This window comes from Pseudomonas sp. NBRC 111140 (genome assembly GCF_001320885.1).
GTDB classification, from domain to species: Bacteria; Pseudomonadota; Gammaproteobacteria; order Pseudomonadales; family Pseudomonadaceae; genus Aquipseudomonas; species Aquipseudomonas putida_P.
This window is the reverse complement of sequence record NZ_BCBQ01000019.1, coordinates 13,345-32,739: the sequence shown is the minus strand read 5'-3', so window position 1 is coordinate 32,739 and position 19,395 is coordinate 13,345. Positions and strand designations below refer to the sequence as shown.

16 protein-coding genes are annotated in these 19,395 nt (G+C 61.0%); 10 read left to right on the top strand and 6 right to left on the bottom strand.

What is annotated here, in order from left to right:
- Window positions 1-280: 280 nt before the first annotated feature.
- Window positions 281-799, top strand: coding sequence for a glycine cleavage system protein R (locus APH42_RS08760; RefSeq protein WP_049275374.1), 519 nt, complete (start codon window positions 281-283; stop codon window positions 797-799).
- Between the two features lie 332 nt (window positions 800-1,131).
- Here the strand turns inward: APH42_RS08760 and rarD are convergent, their stop codons facing one another.
- The 5 genes from rarD to APH42_RS08735 form a co-directional block, all read right to left on the bottom strand.
- A complete protein-coding gene (gene rarD / locus APH42_RS08755) occupies window positions 1,132-2,019 on the bottom strand; it encodes an EamA family transporter RarD (RefSeq protein ID WP_060493152.1) in 888 nt (295 codons plus the stop codon).
- Window positions 2,020-2,203: 184 nt separating this feature from the next.
- A complete protein-coding gene (locus APH42_RS08750) occupies window positions 2,204-4,648 on the bottom strand; it encodes a hypothetical protein (protein WP_060493151.1) in 2,445 nt (814 codons plus the stop codon).
- A gap of 272 nt (window positions 4,649-4,920) precedes the next feature.
- Window positions 4,921-5,895 (bottom strand): serine/threonine protein kinase, encoded by a 975-nt coding sequence (locus tag APH42_RS08745; protein ID WP_012270159.1) that lies wholly within the window; start codon window positions 5,893-5,895, stop codon window positions 4,921-4,923.
- A gap of 157 nt (window positions 5,896-6,052) precedes the next feature.
- Window positions 6,053-6,817 carry a TOBE domain-containing protein gene (locus APH42_RS08740; RefSeq protein WP_060493150.1) on the bottom strand — a complete coding sequence of 255 codons (765 nt, stop codon included), beginning with the start codon at window positions 6,815-6,817 and terminating at the stop codon, window positions 6,053-6,055.
- A gap of 58 nt (window positions 6,818-6,875) precedes the next feature.
- On the bottom strand, window positions 6,876-7,607 hold the full coding sequence (locus tag APH42_RS08735) for a ComF family protein (protein ID WP_060493149.1): 732 nt from the start codon (window positions 7,605-7,607) through the stop codon (window positions 6,876-6,878).
- A gap of 89 nt (window positions 7,608-7,696) precedes the next feature.
- On the opposite strand from APH42_RS08735, the gene bioB reads away from it, so the two are divergent.
- The 9 genes from bioB to APH42_RS08690 all read left to right on the top strand — a co-directional run bounded on the left by bioB (window position 7,697) and on the right by APH42_RS08690 (window position 18,059).
- The gene (bioB, locus tag APH42_RS08730) at window positions 7,697-8,755 is read left to right on the top strand and encodes a biotin synthase BioB (RefSeq protein ID WP_012270162.1); all 1,059 of its coding nucleotides are present in this window, start codon (window positions 7,697-7,699) and stop codon (window positions 8,753-8,755) included.
- A 1-nt stretch (window position 8,756) separates the two neighbouring features.
- Window positions 8,757-9,929: an 8-amino-7-oxononanoate synthase gene (gene bioF, locus APH42_RS08725; RefSeq protein ID WP_012270163.1), complete on the top strand. Its 1,173-nt coding sequence runs from the start codon at window positions 8,757-8,759 to the stop codon at window positions 9,927-9,929.
- A complete protein-coding gene (locus APH42_RS08720) occupies window positions 9,922-10,653 on the top strand; it encodes an alpha/beta fold hydrolase (protein WP_012270164.1) in 732 nt (243 codons plus the stop codon). Before bioF ends, APH42_RS08720 begins: the two co-directional genes overlap by 8 nt.
- The gene (gene bioC, locus APH42_RS08715) at window positions 10,646-11,464 is read left to right on the top strand and encodes a malonyl-ACP O-methyltransferase BioC (protein ID WP_012270165.1); all 819 of its coding nucleotides are present in this window, start codon (window positions 10,646-10,648) and stop codon (window positions 11,462-11,464) included. Before APH42_RS08720 ends, bioC begins: the two co-directional genes overlap by 8 nt.
- Window positions 11,465-11,474: 10 nt before the next feature.
- The gene (gene bioD / locus APH42_RS08710; protein WP_012270166.1) at window positions 11,475-12,155 is read left to right on the top strand and encodes a dethiobiotin synthase; all 681 of its coding nucleotides are present in this window, start codon (window positions 11,475-11,477) and stop codon (window positions 12,153-12,155) included.
- A gap of 142 nt (window positions 12,156-12,297) precedes the next feature.
- On the top strand, window positions 12,298-12,594 hold the full coding sequence (locus APH42_RS08705; protein ID WP_012270167.1) for a hypothetical protein: 297 nt from the start codon (window positions 12,298-12,300) through the stop codon (window positions 12,592-12,594).
- Between the two features lie 289 nt (window positions 12,595-12,883).
- Window positions 12,884-14,689, top strand: a complete 1,806-nt coding sequence (locus APH42_RS08700; RefSeq protein ID WP_012270168.1) for a phenylacyl-CoA dehydrogenase — start codon at window positions 12,884-12,886, stop codon at window positions 14,687-14,689.
- A gap of 183 nt (window positions 14,690-14,872) precedes the next feature.
- Entirely contained in the window at window positions 14,873-16,156 is a 1,284-nt protein-coding gene (locus tag APH42_RS08695; RefSeq protein ID WP_012270169.1) for a diguanylate cyclase, read from the top strand.
- A 124-nt stretch (window positions 16,157-16,280) separates the two neighbouring features.
- Window positions 16,281-18,059: an acyl-CoA dehydrogenase C-terminal domain-containing protein gene (locus APH42_RS08690; RefSeq protein ID WP_012270170.1), complete on the top strand. Its 1,779-nt coding sequence runs from the start codon at window positions 16,281-16,283 to the stop codon at window positions 18,057-18,059.
- Window positions 18,060-18,427: 368 nt separating this feature from the next.
- Here APH42_RS08690 and APH42_RS08685 read toward each other — a convergent pair whose 3' ends face one another.
- Entirely contained in the window at window positions 18,428-19,351 is a 924-nt protein-coding gene (locus APH42_RS08685) for a LysR family transcriptional regulator (RefSeq protein ID WP_012270171.1), read from the bottom strand.
- Window positions 19,352-19,395: the final 44 nt, after the last annotated feature.

Here is a 19,395-nt window from a genome sequence, read left to right as displayed (position 1 = left end):
TCCAAACGACGTTTTGTAGTCCGCGCCACGGGATACTACATGAAGCAGTAGGCGGGGCAAAATCAGACTAAAAGCGCCGTTCTGCGACCCGTTGGTCGCGTATGGTCACGCTGGGAGTGGGTATGTTCGCAAAAAACAGGTGGATTGTTCCAGATAAATCTTGAAACAGTACACGATTCGTTGTGCGGATTGCCCTGCGGCAGGTTGCCGCGCCTTGCCTATACTGAGTCGATCCCCCGATTTTCTGCCGCCCGGCGCGGTTCGACACGAGGAAGGGCTTGTGGATCATCTTGTACTGACTGTTATTGCCCCTGACAAGGCCGGCCAGGTCGAACGCATTGCCCAGTGCATCGCCGACCACAGTGGCAATTGGCTGGAAAGCCGCATGTCGCGCATGGCCGGGCAGTTTGCCGGCATCTTGCGGGTGGCGGTGCCGGCCGAAAACTACGCAGAACTGGTGGCCTCACTGCAGGGGCTGGCCCGGTATGACATTCGCGTGCTGATTGCCGAAAGCGGGATCGAGCCGTCGTGTACCTGGAAGCCGATTGCCATGGAGCTGGTGGGTAATGACCGGCCGGGGATCGTGCGAGACATTACGCGGTTGCTGGCGGATCTGGGGGTGAACCTTGAGCGGTTCACCACTGAGGTGCGGCCTGCGCCGATGAGCAGCGAGCCTCTTTTCCATGCCGATGCGTTGCTGGCGCTGCCGTTGACCCTGTCGCTGGATGAACTGCAGCAAAAGTTGGAGAGCCTGGCGGATGACTTGATGGTGGAGTTGCAGTTGCGGGCGGAGGATTGATCCGAGATTGCCGGGGCCGCTGCGCGCCCCATCGCGACACAAGGCCGCTCCTACAGGGGTTACGCGGTCCCCTGTAGGAGCGGCCTTGTGTCGCGATGGGCTGCAAAGCAGCCCCCTGCGGTTATCCCGATATCACGGGGAAGGCCCTGTGGATAACCTGGGGGTGTACCTCTCCAGCCCAGGTACCATCAGCCTTACACGGTTTTGTTCAAAAAACACCCAAATATCAGCAGCTTGTGCACAAAGCACGGGGACGAGGGTGTGGATAACCTTTGGAGATGTCTCTGCAGGGCACGGCCCACATGGCCTGCAGAGTTTTGGTTGTTTTTTGATCAGCTGCGTTTGCGCAAACTCAACCAGGCATCGACGCTGTAAATCGCCAAACCCGCCCAGATGAACATGAACGCTATCAGGTTGCTCGACGACAGGTGCTCATCGAACAACAGCACCGCCTGCAACAGCACCAAGGTCGGCGCCAGGTACTGCAAGAAGCCCAGGGTGGTATACGGCAGGTGCCGCGCCGCAGCGTTGAAGCACACCAGCGGCACCAGCGTTACTGGCCCGGCAGCCATCAACCACAGTGCTTCGCTGCTGGTGTAGAACGCCCCCTGGGCACTCATCGCCGCCGGGTGCAGCAGCAGCCAGCCCAGGGCCAGCGGCACCAGCATCCAGGTTTCCACCACCAGCCCCGGCAGTGCGGCCACCGGTGCCTGCTTGCGGATCAGCCCATAAAAGCCAAAGCTCAGTGCCAGCACCAGCGACACCCAAGGCAGGCTGCCCACTTGCCACACCTGCTGGGCCACACCCACGGCGGCCATGCCCACCGCCAGCCATTGCAGGCGGCGCAGGCGCTCGCCAAGAATCAGCATGCCCAGCAACACATTGATCAGCGGGTTGATGTAGTAACCCAGGCTGGCCTCAAGCATGCGCCCGTTGTTCACCGACCACACGTAAGTCAGCCAGTTACCGGCGATCAGTGCCCCGCTCAACGCCAGGATGCCCAGCCGGCGTGGGTTGTCGCGCAGCTCACGCCACCAGCCGGGGTGTTTCCACACCAGTAGCAGCAGCGAGCCGAACAGTGCTGACCAGAGCACCCGGTGGACGATGATCTCCACCGCCGGGACGCTCTGTATCGCCTTGAAGTAAATGGGGAACAGGCCCCAGATGATGTAGGCGCTCAGGCCCAAAGTGTACCCGCGACGCGGGTTTGCGGCGTGCATGCAGAATCCTTGCTCAGCTAGCTAAATATAGCGCGGGGTATTTCAGCACAGGTTGGCCGGTTGTGCTGCGACGAATTAAATGTGGGAACGAGGGCTTGGCCCTGGTTTTTGGAGGTCGTGACATTGATACCTGAACCGGCAATGATCGCTGCATCGATCATTGCCGGTTGTTGAACGACTGGCGTTAAACCGCCTTGGCTTCATCAGGCGCATGAAGCGCCATGAACTGTTCAACGTCGATGAAGGGCAGTGGCAGGATCATGCTGGCGTAATCTTCTGTTACGTCGTTTGTTGCCACAATAACGGCGTACTCTTCCGCCTTTGATGGGTCTGGTGTGTAAACACCGTCGATGCAGGTGCCGCTACCGACGCGAACGTGCCACGACGTATTTTCTGGGTCCACCAGCTCTGCGGGTCTGCTTTTCGGCTTCCACCAAAACTCAAACCTCACACCTTCGCCAGCCCGCGTGGCCTCCAGCCAGTGATTGTCTTGAATAGCTATCGGCAGGAGTACATCAACGTACTTGCTGGTGGCCCCACTGCTGACCTTGATGCGGCTGTGGCGTATGTACATATCGAGCAATGGCATGCTGTCGTCCCAGTCTGGGACTTCGCCTACAGTGGGGGCTAGATACCTTTTCGACGCTTGTGCCAAAGGGTCGCCGTTGTCGATGTCCTCAAGCTTGCCAAACCCTTCGACGGCCCAGTTGATCGCGCCTTTGTTCATCTCGCCCGCCAGGATATCGTTGTAGGCACCGAGATTCAGCGTCATGACGGACGGATAGACACTCACGGTAGTTCGCAGCACGCTTACCAGGGCATGGGCAACATTATCGCCAGACTTGGCAGTTACGATGACCTTGATGAAGCTGTCGTCGAACGTATCGGCAGCGGGTGCAGTGTACACACCCGTTCCAGGGTCGATCTCACCTTTCAGGTCGTCACCGGTGTAATCAGGGAGGTGCTGTACGCTCCAGACTACGCCTGGGGTAGCGGGCTCGGTCGTGAAGGCAATGCGGCCACCGGTCAGTACGCTTGTTTCACCTTGATCGATCGCGGTGTTGTCACTTGTGGAAATGCTGAACTTGGTGCGATCAGGGGCCAATTGACCTACCGTGAGCAAATCATTTGGCCAATGCACGGAGTCAAGGGCAACCTGGGAGTTTCGGAATAGCAGTGATGATAGGATGAACGTGTCAATCTCCACGTCAAGCGTTGTAAATCCAGACATGATGCTATCCAGAAACTCTTTAAACTTGGGTTCGGACCGTTCGTAGCAAAGGCGGTATACTCTTTCGCCATAATGCACGTGTTTCCCAAGGTCTCCGGTGGCCATCAAGTTATAGGTGTAGTCCTGTTTGGTTTTTTCGAGTGCCAGCGAATGCTTGCCTTCAATTGTTTCAATGGTGAACTTGTATTCAAGGCGTATGCTCCAGCTGTTTACAAATTCGCCGTCCTCTATAATCGGATCGAGACCCGAGCGCGGTGTATATGCCCTTCCAGCTGCGCGATGTTCGTCGTTCCAATCGACGATCATTAGGTCGTTTTTGAAAGTTATTCTAAAATTTTTGGCTGTGTCATGTTCGGGGGGGCAGGTGTAGGTGGCGTTGTATTTGGTGAATGTTGTGACGTTTGGCCCAGCGTTGTCATAAAATTCAAAGCCATCAATAGAGAGTTCTCCCGTTGCCCTGTAGCCTAAGCCGCCTGTAAGTAGGGGTGCCCAGTCAAGTAGACTGATACCCGAAGCAGATTCCTTCAGTTGTTTGATTATCAGATTTTTCGTTATGAAATCAGAGTTGATCAGCACGTTTGCACTGTAACCGTCTGGCAAGAGATATGGCAGCTTGTCGTTTCGATCGGGTGGGATGGCATTCGAACTGTCGAACCCTTCGAGCTCTACAAATAAAACAACGGCCCCGTCACCAAAGGACGCCTGGTTTCTAAGCCGTGTGCCGGGTGCGCCGTGGGTGCGAATCTTGAAATCCTTTGGCTTGAGTATAAGGTCTGCTAGATTAGCCAGTTCACCCAGTGTGTACTCGATGATTTCTCGCTGTCCGGGTTGTACCGTGTAGGCTTCAAAGTATTCTTTGAAATGCAACCCCAGTTTGTCTAGTTCGAATTGTGTTGTGCCACCGTAGAAGGCATAGTTAGTACCTGCAGCATAGCTGAAGTAAACTCTGCCATTCTCCGATACTGCATTCCTAGTGTTTTTCAACTCGATATCGAATACAAGCGATGGCCCATTGATAGGGGAAGCCTTCGCCAAGCGTGTGACCTGCCGGCGCGTGCTGCCTACCGCTTGACTTAGCTGAAGCTGCTTGCCTCTGACCGTTCGCATCATCAGCGTAGCTTTAGAATCGCTGAGGTCTGCATTCTCAAATGTCAGCCTTGGCTGGTCCAGGCAGAAGTCACTCAACTGATGATAAGAAACGCCTGATTCGATATCGACCTCACTGTTCATCGGGTCCAGGAATAGCTCTCCCGTGTAGCGCTCAATAAACTCCTGTTTCAGTACATTGTTTGCTGTTTTTCTATCGAATGCCACGATCACGGGGTAGCCAAAATTTTTCCGTGCTTTGGCTATCTCGTTCAGAAAATCTTCAAGTGACTGGCGTACAAAATTATTCATCGTCTTCTCTCTTTAATTAAGCTGCCTGCAAGGCGCCCCGTTCCAGCCTGGTTATGAGGCGGCCAGTGGTAGCCGACAGGGGGCGCTAGTTGGCTTGCCAACATTAATTTGAGTGGTCCGCTTAATATTTTCTACGCCTGCTTTAATTATTTGCCTACTGGCAAAAATGCTAGGTGTTCAGCCCATAGAGAAGTTTCAGGTGGGGTGCCGGCATCTCGCCTGCCGGCTGGCGTGTCAGGGTATTGCTAGCTAAATCATTTCTGATGCAAGCACTAGAACAACTTCAGCGGTGGTTCGTCCAACGCGGCCATCTGCTCGCGCAGGGCAAGAATCTGGTCGCCCCAGTAACGTGGCTGGCCGAACCACGGGAAGCTGGGTGGGAATGCCGGGTCGTCCCAGCGCCTTGCCAACCAAGCGCTGTAGTGCAACTGACGCAGGGCGCGCAGGGGCTCGATCAAGGCCAGTTCGCGCGGGTCGAAGTCGTGGAACTCGTTGTAGCCGTCGATCAGCTCGGCCAGCTGCCCAAGGCGCTCCTCGCGGTTGCCGGCCAGCATCATCCACAGGTCTTGTACCGCCGGGCCCATGCGGCAATCGTCGAGGTCGACCACGTGGTACACCTCGTCGCGGTGCATCAGGTTGCCGGGGTGCAGGTCGCCGTGCAGGCGGATGAGCTGATGCGGTGTACGGGCGTAGATGTCCTCCACCCGCTTGAGCAGGTCGCGTGCCACGGACTCGAAGGCCGGCAACAGTTCGCGAGGGACAAAACCACCTTCCAGCAGGGTGTTCAGCGAGGCGTGGCCGAAGTTGTCCACAGCCAGGGCTTCACGGTGCTCGAATGGCCTGCTGGCACCCACGGCATGCAGACGGCCGAGCAACTGGCCAAGGCGGTAAAGCTGATCGAGGTTGCCTGGCTCCGGGGCATGGCCGCCGCGGCGGGGGAACAGTGTGAAACGGAAGCCCTGGTGTTCGAACAGGGTGCGGCCGTCGTGCTGCATCGGCGCAACCACCGGCACTTCACAGTCGGCCAGTTCAGCGGTGAAGCTGTGTTCCTCAAGAATGGCCGCATCGCTCCAGCGGCCTGGGCGGTAGAACTTGGCGATCAGCGGCTGCGCGTCTTCGATGCCCACCTGGTAGACGCGGTTCTCGTAGCTGTTCAGCGCCAACACGCGGGCATCGCTGAGGAAGCCCAGGCTTTCCACGGCGTCCAGGACCAGGTCGGGGGTGAGGGTGTCGAAGGGGTGGGACATGATGGCTCCGGGGATAGGCGGCATGGAGCCCATGGTACAGCGTTATACCTGTACCGGCCTCTTCGCGGCTAAAGCCGCTCCCACAGGTTTTGTGAGCATCCTTCAGGCGACGCGGTCCCTGTGGGAGCGGCTTTAGCCGCGAAGAGGCCCGCCCAGGCTATGCAGGTACCCCGATCAGCACAACGGACGGATTAAACTGCACCCGCACCGAACTACCAGCCGCCACTTGTAGCCCGGCCAACCAATCCGCTTCGGCAATGGCACACAGCGTCTGCCCATTACCCAATGCCAGTCGGACCTCGCTGGGCCCGTCATCCGCTGCCAACACTTCTTCCACCGTAGCACTCAAGCAGTTGCTGCCGACCTCGGCTTGCTCCCCCTGCGCCAACAACCGCACCCACCCGGCCTTGAGCAGCGCTACTACCATCGTCCCCAGCGTCAGCTCCAGCCGCGCGGTACTGTCGTGTGTGATCAGCGCGTCGATCTCCAGCCCGCCGCCCAATGCCAGGCTGACGCGGTCATACCGGCCTTCGCGGCGCAGGCCGCTGACCTGGCCCTGCAGCTGGTTGCGCGCGCTGGTGCGCAGCATCAGGCGCCCGAGCAGGTCGAGGTCGCTGGACTCTTCGGCGGCTTCGAGGATTTGCGCCTGCAGGGCCTGCAACCTTTGATACAGGCGCAGCACCCGCTCGCCTTCCGGCGACAAGCGCGCACCGCCACCACCTCGACCACCGGTGCTGCGCTCGACCAGGGGTTGGCTGGCCAGGTTGTTGAGCTCGTCGATGGCATCCCAGGCCGCCTTGTAGCTGATGCCCGCTGCCTTGGCGGCGCGGGTGATCGAGCCTTGTTCGGCAATGTGCTGCAGCAGCGCGATGCGCTGGGGGCGGCGGGCGATGTGCTGGGTAAGCAGAGTAGGCAGCGGCATGAGCATTGAGTCGTTGTAGGTGATGGGCCTGAAGGTGAATTGTGTAGGACTGCACAGGTCATGCATACCCTGGTTTGGGCGTGCGTGCCAGGCAATACACATCTACCTGTCGCGCTCCGGCCTTGCGCAGCACCTGAGCAATGGCCTGCGCGGTGGCACCGGTGGTCAACACATCGTCGACAACAGCGACATGCTTACCTGTCAGCTTGCCAGTGACCGCAAACGCCTGACGCAAGTTGCGTCGCCTTGCCTTGGCAGTCAGCTGTTGCTGCGCAGTCGTTTCGCGCGTGCGCATCAGCAATCGCTCATCGCAAGGTAGCCGCAGTTGCGAAGACAACCAACGCCCAAGCATCCCCGCCTGGTTGAACCCTCGCTCGCGCAATCGACGGCTTGCCAAGGGCACAGGCAACAGCAGGTCTGGGCGCGGTAGCCCTTCGGCAAAGCGGTGCAGCAGCCCATGCCCGAGTAACTCGGCCATCAAGCGCCCCAATGGCCATTGACGATTGTGCTTGAAGCGGCTGATCAACGTGTCCACCGGAAAGCCGTAGTGCCACAGGGAAATGACCTGATCGAAGGCCGGCAAGCGGCGGCAGCACTGGGCGCAAGTCAGCCCGGCCATGGGCAAGGGCAGGGCGCAATGCTGGCAGTGATCACCCAGCCAGGGCAGTTCCTGCTCGCAGGCGGTGCACAATGGGTAGCGCTGCTCGGCAGGCTCATCGCACAGTAAACACGTTTGATTAATAAGTGAGCACTTGTAAACCAGCCTTTTCCAGTGTGGTTGACAGTTCATAGGCCTTCCATGACTATGCGAGCTATCCGTGATGCGCTGGCGGGCTTTCCTGTCCCGGCGCCAGCTACAGCCTAAACAAGGAAACGCCGATGAGCGCCAGCACAACTGCAACAACACGTCACGACTGGTCCCTGGCCGAGGTCAAGGCGCTGTTCCAGCAACCGTTCAATGACTTGCTGTTCCAGGCGCAGACCGTACACCGCGCGCATTTCGACCCAAACCGCGTGCAGGTTTCGACTTTGCTGTCGATCAAGACCGGTGCCTGCCCGGAAGATTGCAAATATTGTCCCCAGTCCGGCCACTACAACACCGGGCTGGAAAAACAGAAACTGATGGAAGTGCAGAAGGTGCTGGAAGAGGCCGCCCGGGCCAAAGCCATCGGTTCTACCCGCTTCTGCATGGGAGCGGCCTGGAAGCACCCGTCGGCCAAAGACATGCCCTACGTGTTGGAGATGGTCAAAGGTGTGAAGGCCATGGGCCTGGAAACCTGCATGACCCTCGGCAAGCTCGACCAGGATCAGACCCTGGCCCTGGCCCAGGCTGGCCTGGACTACTACAACCACAACCTCGACACCTCGCCGGAGTTCTACGGCAGCATCATCACCACCCGCACCTATGGCGAGCGCCTGCAGACCCTGGCCTACGTGCGCGATGCTGGAATGAAGATCTGCTCCGGTGGCATCCTGGGCATGGGCGAGTCGCTGGACGACCGCGCCGGCCTGCTGATCCAGCTGGCCAACCTGCCCGAGCACCCGGAATCGGTACCGATCAACATGCTGGTCAAGGTGGCCGGCACACCGCTGGCCGAGGAAGAAGACGTCGACCCGTTCGACTTCATTCGCATGCTGGCCGTGGCCCGTATCCTCATGCCCAAGTCGCACGTGCGTCTGTCCGCAGGCCGCGAGCAGATGAACGAGCAGATGCAGGCCTTGGCCTTCATGGCTGGCGCCAACTCGATTTTCTACGGCGAAAAACTGCTGACTACCGCCAACCCGCAGGCCGACAAGGACATGCAACTGTTCGCACGCCTGGGCATCAAGCCCGAAGCGCGGGAAGAGCACGCCGATGAAGTGCATCAGGCGGCGATCGAGCAGGCGCTGGTCGAACAGCGCAGCAGCGAGATGTTCTACAACGCTGCATCGGCCTGATATGGCCTTCGACCTGGCAGCGCGCCTGGCCGAACGGCGCGCCGCAGACCTGTATCGGCAGCGGCCACTATTGGAAAGCCCACAGGGGCCGGAAGTAGTGGTCGATGGCCAACGCCTGCTGGCCTTCTGTAGCAATGACTACCTGGGTTTGGCCAACCACCCCGAGGTTATCTCTGCCTGGCAGGCCGGCGCCGAGCGCTGGGGTGTGGGCGGCGGTGCCTCGCACCTGGTGGTCGGCCACAGCACGCCGCACCACCAGGTTGAAGAGGCGCTGGCCGAACTGACCGGGCGTCCGCGCGCGCTGTTGTTCTCTACCGGCTACATGGCCAACCTGGGCGCCATCACCGCGCTGGTGGGGCAGGGTGACACGGTGCTGCAAGACCGACTGAATCATGCCTCGCTGTTGGATGGCGGGTTGCTCAGCGGTGCGCGCTTCAACCGCTACTTGCACAACGACTCAGCGAGCCTGGCCAGCCGCCTGGACAAGGCCGTCGGCAATACCCTGGTGGTGACTGATGGTGTGTTCAGCATGGACGGCGACCTGGCCGACCTGCCGGCGCTGGCCGATGTCGCCCGTGGCCGTGGCGCCTGGTTGATGGTCGACGATGCCCATGGCCTGGGTACCTTGGGCGCACAAGGCGGCGGTATCGTCGAGCACTTCGGCCTGGGCGTGGCTGATGTACCGGTCTTGATCGGCACGCTGGGCAAGGCCTGCGGTACCGCAGGTGCCTTTGTTGCCGGCAGCGAAGATCTGATCGAGGCACTGGTGCAGTTCGCCCGGCCCTACATCTACACCACCAGCCAGCCACCGGCGCTGGCCTGCGCTACGCTCAAAAGCCTGGAGCTGCTGCGCCGCGAAACCTGGCGCCGTGAGCACCTGGCCGCGTTGATTCGCCAGTTCCGCGAAGGCGCGCAGCAGATCGGGCTGCAACTGATGGACAGCCCGACGCCGATCCAGCCCATCGTGATCGGCGACAGTGCGCAGGCCTTGCGCCTGTCACGCATGCTGCGCGAGCGCGGCTTGCTGGTGACGGCTATCCGTCCGCCTACCGTGCCGGCGGGTAGCGCCCGTCTGCGGGTAACCTTGAGCGCCGCGCACAGCGAGGCGCAGGTGCAGCTATTGTTGAATGCATTGGCCGAGTGTTATCCACAACTGGAGAACGCCGATGCGTAATCGACTTGTTCTGCTGCCTGGTTGGGGCCTGGGCATTGCTGCCCTTGAGCCGCTGGCAGCCAGCCTGCGCGCCCAGGACGCCCGCCTGCAGGTAGAGCTGATGCCCTTGCCGGAATTGCCTCACAGCGATGTGGAGGGCTGGCTTGACCACCTCGACCGCAAGTTGCCGGCGGATGTCTGGCTGGGCGGCTGGTCGTTAGGCGGCATGCTCGCCAGCGCCCTCGCGCACAAGCGTGGCGACCACTGCTGCGGCCTGCTGACCCTGGCCAGCAACCCCTGTTTCGTGGCCCGCGCGGACTGGCCGCATGGCATGGCCGAAGACACCTTCGGCACCTTCCTCGACGGCTGCCGCAGCCATACCCAGGTCACCCTCAAGCGCTTCCGTACCTTGTGCAGCGATGGCGCCCTGCAACCACGCACCTTGCTGCGCCAACTGGGTGTCGGCGTGCCGGACACCGACCCGCTGTACCTGGCCACCGGCCTTGAGGTGCTGGCCAAGCTGGACACTCGCGAAGCCCTGCAGGCCTATGGCGGCCCGCAGTTGCACCTGTTCGCCGGCAGCGATGCGCTGGTGCCGGCAGAGGCGGCGAAGGCCTTGAGCGAGCTGTTGCCCGATGTGGAAGTGGGCCTGGTCGAAGACAGTTCCCACGCCTTCCTGTTGGAGTACCCGCAGGAGTTGGCGGCGGGCATCAAGAGTTTCCTGCATGAGAGTGGCGATGACTGATCTTTCCCGTCCGACCCTACCCGGTGCATTGCCCGACAAACGCCAGGTAGCGGCTTCGTTCTCCCGCGCGGCAGCCAGTTACGACAGCGTGGCTGCCTTGCAGCGTGCGGTAGGTGCGAACCTGCTGGAGCAGTTGCCTGCAGGCCTGCAGCCGTTGCATTGGCTGGACCTGGGCAGCGGCACCGGCCACTTCAGCCGCATGCTTGCTGAGCGTTTCGCCCAGGCCAGCGGCGTGGCGGTGGATATCGCCGAAGGCATGCTGCGCCATGCACGCCATGAACAGGGCGGGGCGCAGTATCACGTGGCTGGCGACGCCGAGCGCCTGCCGCTGCGTGATGGCAGTGTCGACCTGGTGTTTTCCAGCCTGGCGGTGCAGTGGTGCGACCAGTTCGCCAGTGTGCTGGCCGAGGCGCAGCGCGTGCTGCGCCCAGGCGGTGTGCTGGCCTTCAGCAGCTTGTGCGTGGGCACCCTCGACGAACTGCGCGCCAGTTGGCAAGCGGTAGATGGGCTGGTGCATGTGAACCGCTTCCGCCGGTTCGAAGACTACCAACGCCTGTGCGCGGCCAGCGGCTTCGAACAGCTTGAGCTGCAGCGCCGCCCGCATGTGCTGCATTACCCGGACGTTCGTAGCCTGACCCACGAGCTGAAGGCTTTAGGGGCACACAATCTGAACCCTGGGCGCCCTTCCGGCCTCACCGGCAGGGCGCGCATGCAGGGCTTGTTGCAAGCCTATGAGGCATTTCGCCAGCCTGCGGGGCTGCCAGCTACCTATCAAGTGGTCTATGGTGTGTTGCGCAAGCCACAGGCGTAAGGGGAACACGATGAGCCAGGCCTATTTCATTGCCGGCACCGACACCGATGTCGGCAAGACCACCATCGCCGCCGGGCTGTTGCATGCGGCGCGCTTGCAGGGCATGAGCACGTTGGGCGCCAAGCCGGTGGCCTCTGGCTGCACGATGACGCCCAAAGGCTTGCGCAATAGCGATGCCCAGGCGCTGATCGACGAAAGCACGATCAAGTTGCCCTACGAGCAGGTCAACCCGTTTGCCTTCGAGCCTGCAATTGCCCCACATGTGGCCGCGCGCGAGGCGGGGGTGACGCTGGCGGTGCCAGAGCTGTTGGCGGCTATGCGTAATGTGCTGCAACAGCATGCCGATTTCACCTTGGTGGAAGGGGCCGGTGGCTGGCGCGTGCCGCTGTCGGGCCTGGAGAATCTGTCCGACCTTGCCATTGCCCTGCAGTTGCCGGTGATTCTGGTGGTAGGCGTGCGCTTGGGTTGCATCAGCCATGCCTTGCTCAGCGCCGAGGCCATAGAACGTGACGGGTTGCAGCTGGCGGGTTGGGTGGCAAACATCATCGAGCCGCGTACTTCACGGCTGGAAGAAAACCTGGCCAGTCTGGCTGAACGCTTGCCGGCGCCTTGCCTGGGGCGGGTGCCCAAGTTGAAGCAGGCCAGCGCCGATATGGTGGCTGAGCATTTGCAGTTGGACCTGCTGGATTAGCCGTTTCCAGGCCTGGTTCTTTTGCGGGAATACCCCAGGCCTATCGACTGGCACCAGGCCATTAGGGATTTAAACGGGCCTTTTCACGCCTGGCCTGCTTTAATTGGGGCTGTTCGTCATCCAGCGTCAATGGAGTCCTGACATGGAAATCACCGGTAGCTCCGCTTATTACGCGGGCCTGAGCGCAATCCAGGCCGGCCAGAGCCGCGTCGATCAGGCCGCCGCCCAGATCGCCAACACCACCGCCGAACGTACCGCCACCAGCCAGTCCAGCGATTTTCAGGCCGAACGCCTGCGCGCGGTCGACCGCAGCCAGCAGATGGACATGGCCACCAGCATCGTGCAACAGGCAGTGGGCAAAACCGAAGTCGAACTTGGCGCAAAAGTGGTCAAGGCATCCGACGAAATGCTCGGCCGGATCATCGACACCTACGCCTGAATTCTCGGCGTTTCCCCTGCATCGCGACCCACCCCTGTGGGAGCGAGTTTGCCCACGAATGCGTTTGACCAGATACCTCTGTTTTCTGGGCGGGCCTATTCGCGGGTAAACCCGCTCCCACAGGGGTTTTTGTCATGCGATGGCATATTTGCCATTTTTCGCGGCGTAAATGGCACCATAGTCCAACCTTGACAGAACGCGGTGCTAAACGTAAGTTTCAAACAACTGTTTGATAGACGGCCGCCAAGAGCTGGTCACCCCCACAGAACTGACCCAGAGGTTCATCGCAATGCCTGATTACAAAGCCCCCTTGCGTGATATCCGCTTCGTTCGCGACGAGCTGCTTGGCTATGAGGCGCACTATCAGAGCCTGCCGGGCTGCCAGGACGCCACGCCCGACATGGTCGACGCGATCCTCGAAGAAGGTGCGAAGTTCTGTGAACAAGTGCTGTCGCCGCTGAACCGTGTGGGTGACCAGGAAGGCTGTACCTGGAGCGAATCGGGCGTTAAAACCCCGACCGGCTTCAAAGCGGCCTACGAGCAGTTCGTCGAAGGCGGCTGGCCGAGCCTGGCGCATGACGTAGAACATGGCGGCCAGGGCCTGCCGGAATCGCTGGGCCTGGCCCTGAGCGAAATGGTCGGTGGTTCGAACTGGTCGTGGGGCATGTACCCAGGCCTTTCGCATGGCGCGATGAACACCATTTCTGCGCATGGCACCCATGAGCAGCAAGAGACCTACCTGACCAAGCTGGTGTCCGGTGAGTGGACCGGCACCATGTGCCTGACCGAACCCCACTGCGGTACCGACCTGGGCATGCTGCGCACCAAGGCCGAACCACAGGCCGACGGCAGCTACAAAGTGTCGGGCACCAAGATCTTCATTTCGGCCGGTGAACACGACATGGCCGACAACATCGTCCATATCGTCCTGGCCCGCCTGCCGGACGCACCGGCTGGCACCAAAGGCATTTCGCTGTTCATCGTGCCGAAGTTCCTGCCTAACGCCGAAGGCGGCGTGGGTGAGCGCAACGGCGTGAGCTGCGGCTCCATCGAACACAAAATGGGCATCCACGGTAACGCTACCTGCGTGATGAACTTCGATGCTGCCACGGGCTACCTGATCGGCCCGGCCAACAAAGGCCTGAACTGCATGTTCACCTTCATGAACACGGCTCGCCTGGGTACCGCGCTGCAAGGCCTGGCCCACGCCGAAGTGGCGTTCCAGGGTGGCCTGAAGTACGCCCGCGAGCGCCTGCAGATGCGCTCCCTGACCGGCCCGAAAGCACCGGACAAGGCTGCCGACCCGATCATCGTCCACCCGGACGTGCGCCGCATGCTGCTGACCATGAAGGCCTTCGCCGAAGGCAACCGCGCCATGGTGTACTTCACTGCCAAGCAGGTGGACATCGTCAAGTACAGCCAGGACGAAGAAGAGCGCAAGAAGGCCGATGCCCTGCTGGCGTTCCTGACCCCGATCGCCAAGGCGTTCATGACCGAAGTCGGCTTCGAAGCCGCCAACCACGGCGTGCAGATCTACGGCGGCCACGGCTTCATCGCCGAGTGGGGCATGGAGCAGAACGTGCGCGACAGCCGTATCTCCATGTTGTACGAAGGCACCACCGGTATTCAGGCCCTCGACCTGCTGGGCCGTAAAGTGCTGATGACCCAGGGTGAAGCACTGAAGGGTTTCACCAAGATCGTGCACAAGTTCTGCCAGGCGCAGGAAGGCAACGAAGCGGTCAAAGAGTTCGTCGAACCGCTGGCGGCCATCAACAAGGAGTGGGGCGAGCTGACCATGAAAGTGGGCATGGCCGCCATGAAGGACCGCGAAGAAGTCGGTGCGGCCTCGGTCGATTACCTGATGTATTCCGGCTACGCCTGCCTGGCCTACTTCTGGGCCGACATCGCCCGCCTGGCGGCTGAGAAACTGGCTGCAGGCACCAGCGAAGAGGCGTTCTACACGGCCAAGCTGCAGACTGCGCGCTTCTACTTCCAGCGCATCCTGCCGCGTACCCGTACCCATGTGGCGACCATGCTGTCGGGTGCCAACAACCTGATGGCAATGGACGAAGAGCACTTCGGCTTGTCGTACTGATCCATCGGCTGTACCAAAAACCCGCCTGCCTTCACCGGCAGGCGGGTTTTTTGCTTTTGGGGTGCTACTGCGAATCCTGTGTAGGCGTGGCCTTGTGTCTGAACTGAATTCAACTGTTCATGTGCACTGCCGATGAAGTAGGGGCACAATGCCATTATTGATCTGCCGGGTTGGAGATTACCCTTGTTTCGTCTTAACGCTGTTCGCGCAAGCCACTTCCTGCCTTCGCTGTTCCTGTTGCTGGCAGGGCTCGCCGCAGCCTATGTGAGAGACCTCAGCGTCTTTTTCACATCGCTGTTCAATGTCTTGCCTACCTTGGTTCTGCTGCTGGGCGGCGCCTACTGCGCGGTGTACCGCCGCCAGCGTGAGCTGTTCATGATGCTTACGGTGTACATCGCCTACTTCCTGCTCGACACCCAGACCGACTTCTACCGTGACCATGGCCGCGTGCGCGAGGACGCAGCGGTAATCTTCCACCTGGTGTGCCTGCTGCTGCCGGCGCTGTTCGGGCTGTATGGCGCCTGGCAGGAACGCACTCACCTGCTGCAGGACCTGGTGGCCCGTGGTGCCGTGCTGTTTGCCGTGGGCAGCGTGGCGGTAGCCCTGGAGCAAAGTTACCCCGAGGCGTTGCTGACCTGGTTGGCTGAAATTCGCTGGCCGGCCTTGCATGGCCAGTGGATGAGCCTGATTCAGATGGTATACCCCCTGTTCATCGGCGTGTTCATCCTGCTGGTGGTGCAATACCTGCGCGCACCGCGGCCGCTGCACGCCGCGTTGATAACGGGCCTGCTGGGCATTTTCTGGATGCTGCCGCAAACCTTCATCCTGCCGTTTACCCTGAACATCATGTGCAGCCAGGTGATGCTGATGATCGCCGCAGCCGTGGCGCACGAGGCTTATCAGATGGCTTTTCGTGATGAGCTGACCGGCCTGCCGGGGCGTCGTGCGCTGAACGAACGCATGCAGCGCCTGGGACGCAACTATGTGATCGCCATGACCGATGTCGACCACTTCAAGAAATTCAACGACACCCACGGCCACGATGTGGGCGACCAGGTGCTGCGCCTGGTCGCCAGCCGCTTGTCCAAGGTCACCGGCGGTGGTCGCGCCTACCGTTATGGTGGCGAGGAGTTCGCCCTGGTCTTCGCTGGCAAGACCGCCGAAGAATGCGTACCGCATGTGGAAGCCGTGCGTGAAGTCATCGCCAACTACGTGATGCATCTGCGCGACCAGCATAACCGCCCGCAGGACGATACGGCCGGGCGTCAGCGCCGCGCTGGCAGTGGCGGCGGCACGGTCTCGGTCACCATCAGTATTGGCGTGGCCGAGCGCCATGCCGATCATCGCAACCCCGAGGCGGTGCTCAAATCCGCCGACCAGGCGCTATACAGCGCCAAAGGTGCGGGGCGCAATTGTGTCATGGTGCATGGGCAACAATCGCAGCGTGGGGCCGTGCGGACGGCGTGACCGAATAAGACTGTATGGTCGAGTGATGACCCTATGTCTCGTAAAAGTTGTTCGGTTACACTGCCAGTAACCCCAGTGTCGCGGTTCCCCGAGACCGCCCCGACCCGACTAGCGAGAGGTTGTCATGGCTGACTATAAAGCGCCCCTGCGCGACATGCGCTTCGTACTGAATGAAGTCTTCAACGTGGCCGAGCAGTGGGCGCAATTGCCCGCGCTGGCCGAGGTTGTCGACGCCGACACGGCCATGGCCGTGCTGGAAGAAGCCGGCAAAGTCACCGCCAAAACCATCGCGCCGCTTAGCCGCGCCGCCGATGAAGAGGGCTGCCACTGGGACAATGGTGCAGTGCGCACCCCAGCTGGCTTCATCGAGGCCTACAACACCTATGCCGAAGGCGGCTGGGTGGGCGTGGGCGGCGACCCGCTGTTCGGTGGCATGGGCATGCCCAAGGCCATCTCGGCGCAGGTCGAGGAAATGGTCAACGCTTCCAGCCTGGCCTTCGGCCTGTACCCGATGCTGACCGCTGGCGCCTGCCTGTCGATCAACGCCCACGCCAGCGAAGCCTTGAAGGAAAAATACCTGCCGAACATGTACGCCGGTGTGTGGGCAGGTTCCATGTGCCTGACCGAGCCACATGCCGGTACCGACCTGGGCATCATCCGCACCAAGGCCGAGCCCCAGGCTGATGGCAGCTACAAGGTCAGCGGCACCAAGATCTTCATCACTGGTGGCGAGCACGACCTGACCGAGAACATCATCCACCTGGTGTTGGCCAAGCTGCCAGATGCACCGGCGGGGCCAAAAGGCATTTCGCTGTTCCTGGTGCCGAAGTTCCTGGTCAATGAGGACGGCAGCCTCGGCGCGCGCAACCCGGCCACCTGCGGTTCGATCGAGCACAAGATGGGCATCCAGGCCTCGGCTACCTGCGTGATGAACTTCGACGAGGCGGTCGGCTACATCGTCGGTGAGCCGAACAAGGGCCTGGCGGCCATGTTCACCATGATGAACTACGAGCGCCTGGGTGTTGGCATCCAGGGCCTGGCCTCGGCCGAACGCTCCTACCAGAACGCCGTGGAGTACGCCCGCGACCGCCTGCAGAGCCGCGCCCCGACCGGCCCGCAAGCCAAGGACAAGGCCGCCGACCCGATCATTGTCCATCCAGACGTGCGCCGCATGCTGTTGACCATGAAGGCGCTGATCGAGGGTGGCCGCGCCTTCTCCACCTACGTGGCCATGCAGCTGGACAGTGCCAAGTACAGCGAAGACGCCAACGTACGCAAACGCAGCGAAGAGCTGGTGGCACTGCTGACGCCGGTGGCCAAGGCGTTCCTCACCGACCTGGGCCTGGAGTGCGCGGTGCACGGCCAGCAGGTATTCGGCGGGCATGGCTATATCCGTGAGTGGGGCCAGGAGCAGCTGGTGCGTGATGTGCGTATTACGCAGATCTACGAAGGCACCAACGGTATCCAGGCGTTGGACCTGATGGGGCGCAAGGTGGTGGCCAGCGGTGGGGCGTACTACCGCTTGTTCTCCGACGAGATTCGCCAGTTCATTGCCAGCGCAGATGGCGCACTAGACGAATTTGCCAAGCCTTTGGCGGTCTGCCTCGACCAGCTCGACGGGTTGACCGAATGGGTGCTGGAACAGGCCAAAGGTAACCCGAATGAAATTGGCGCGGCTTCGGTCGAGTACCTGCATGCTTTTGGCTATGTCGCGTATGGCTACATGTGGGCACTGATGGCGCGGGCGGCCAAGGCGGGTGAGGGCGATGAGGCGTTCTACTCGGGCAAGCTGGGGACTGCGCGGTTCTACTTTGCGCGCTTGCTGCCACGGGTGGATTCGCTGGTGGCTTCGGTGAAGGCGGGGAGTGAGTCGCTGTACCTGCTGGATGCTGAGCAGTTCTGACAGATCTTGGGGCCGCTTTGCGGCCCATCGCGACGCAAGGCCGCTCCTACAGGGCGCAAGGCTTATGCGGTCCTTGTAGGAGCGGCCTTGTGTCGCGATGGGCTGCGCAGCAGCCCCAATTCCCGGTGTGTCTGGGAATAGGTCCTCTTTGTAAGCTTTTTCCTACACGACGTGGTGACTTTTCACCACTGGTCTCAGATTGGATCCACGGTTAATCTTTACCACATGGACGTTGCGCAGGAAGCGCAAAGGACAGATCAAGGAAGACGACGAAGGACCACCTGCCAGGATGGCGGGGCGATACGGATGTCACAGGGAAACAGTCTGGAAAACCCCGCTTCGGCGGGGTTTTCTTTGTGCGCGTTTTTTCAGGCCAGCACATCCAGCGGTGACGCCCCCAAAAGGCGGGCATCGGTCTCTTCCTCCAGCAGCGTGCGCAACAACTCCACAGAGGCCTGCTGGCGCTGGGCATCGCGGAACACCAGGCCAACCTTCAGCGGCACGCGCGGCTCGCTCAACGGCTTCCACAGCAGCCCCTGGTCATCTTCGGCGGCCTCCTTGGCCCGCCCCGGCAGAATAGTGGCCAGCGCCGTGTGCGCCAGGCTGTCGAGAATCCCCGCCATGTTGTTCATCTCGGCCTGTACCTGCGGCCGTCGGCCCTGACTGGCCAGCTGCGCCTGCCAGATCTGTCGGATCTGGAACTCCTCGCCCAACATCAGCATGGGCAGCTCGGCGGCCTGGCGGATGGACACCTTCTTGAAGTCCTTCAATGGGTGGGTATCGGGGATCACCAGTTGCAACTCATCTTCGTACAGCAGCAGGCCATGCAGCCCTGGCTGGCGCGGCGGCAGGTAGCTGATACCGATGTCCAGGCTGCCGTTGAGCAAGCGCCGCTCGATCTCCAGCCCTGACAATTCGTAAATCTGCACCACCAGATGAGGCTGAGCCTTGCGCAGCCGTTCAAGCAGCTGCGGTACCAGGCTGGGGCGCACGGTTTGCAGCACACCGATGGCCAAGGTACGCAGCGACTGGCCTTTGAAATTGCGCATGGCCTCGTGAGCACGCTGCAGGCCGTCGAGCAACGGCAAGGCATGGTTGTACAGGGTGTGGGCGGCCAGGGTCGGTAGCAGGCGCTTGTTGCTGCGCTCGAACAGGCTCAGGTCGAGGCTGTGCTCCAGCTGACGGATCTGTTGGGAAAGCGCAGGCTGGGACAGCGACAGGCGTTCGGCGGCACGGCCCACGTGGCCTTCTTCATACACCGCGACGAAATAACGCAGTTGGCGGAAATCCATAAGTAACGCTTATCAAAAATGCTGGAAAAACGAAATGGTCGAAA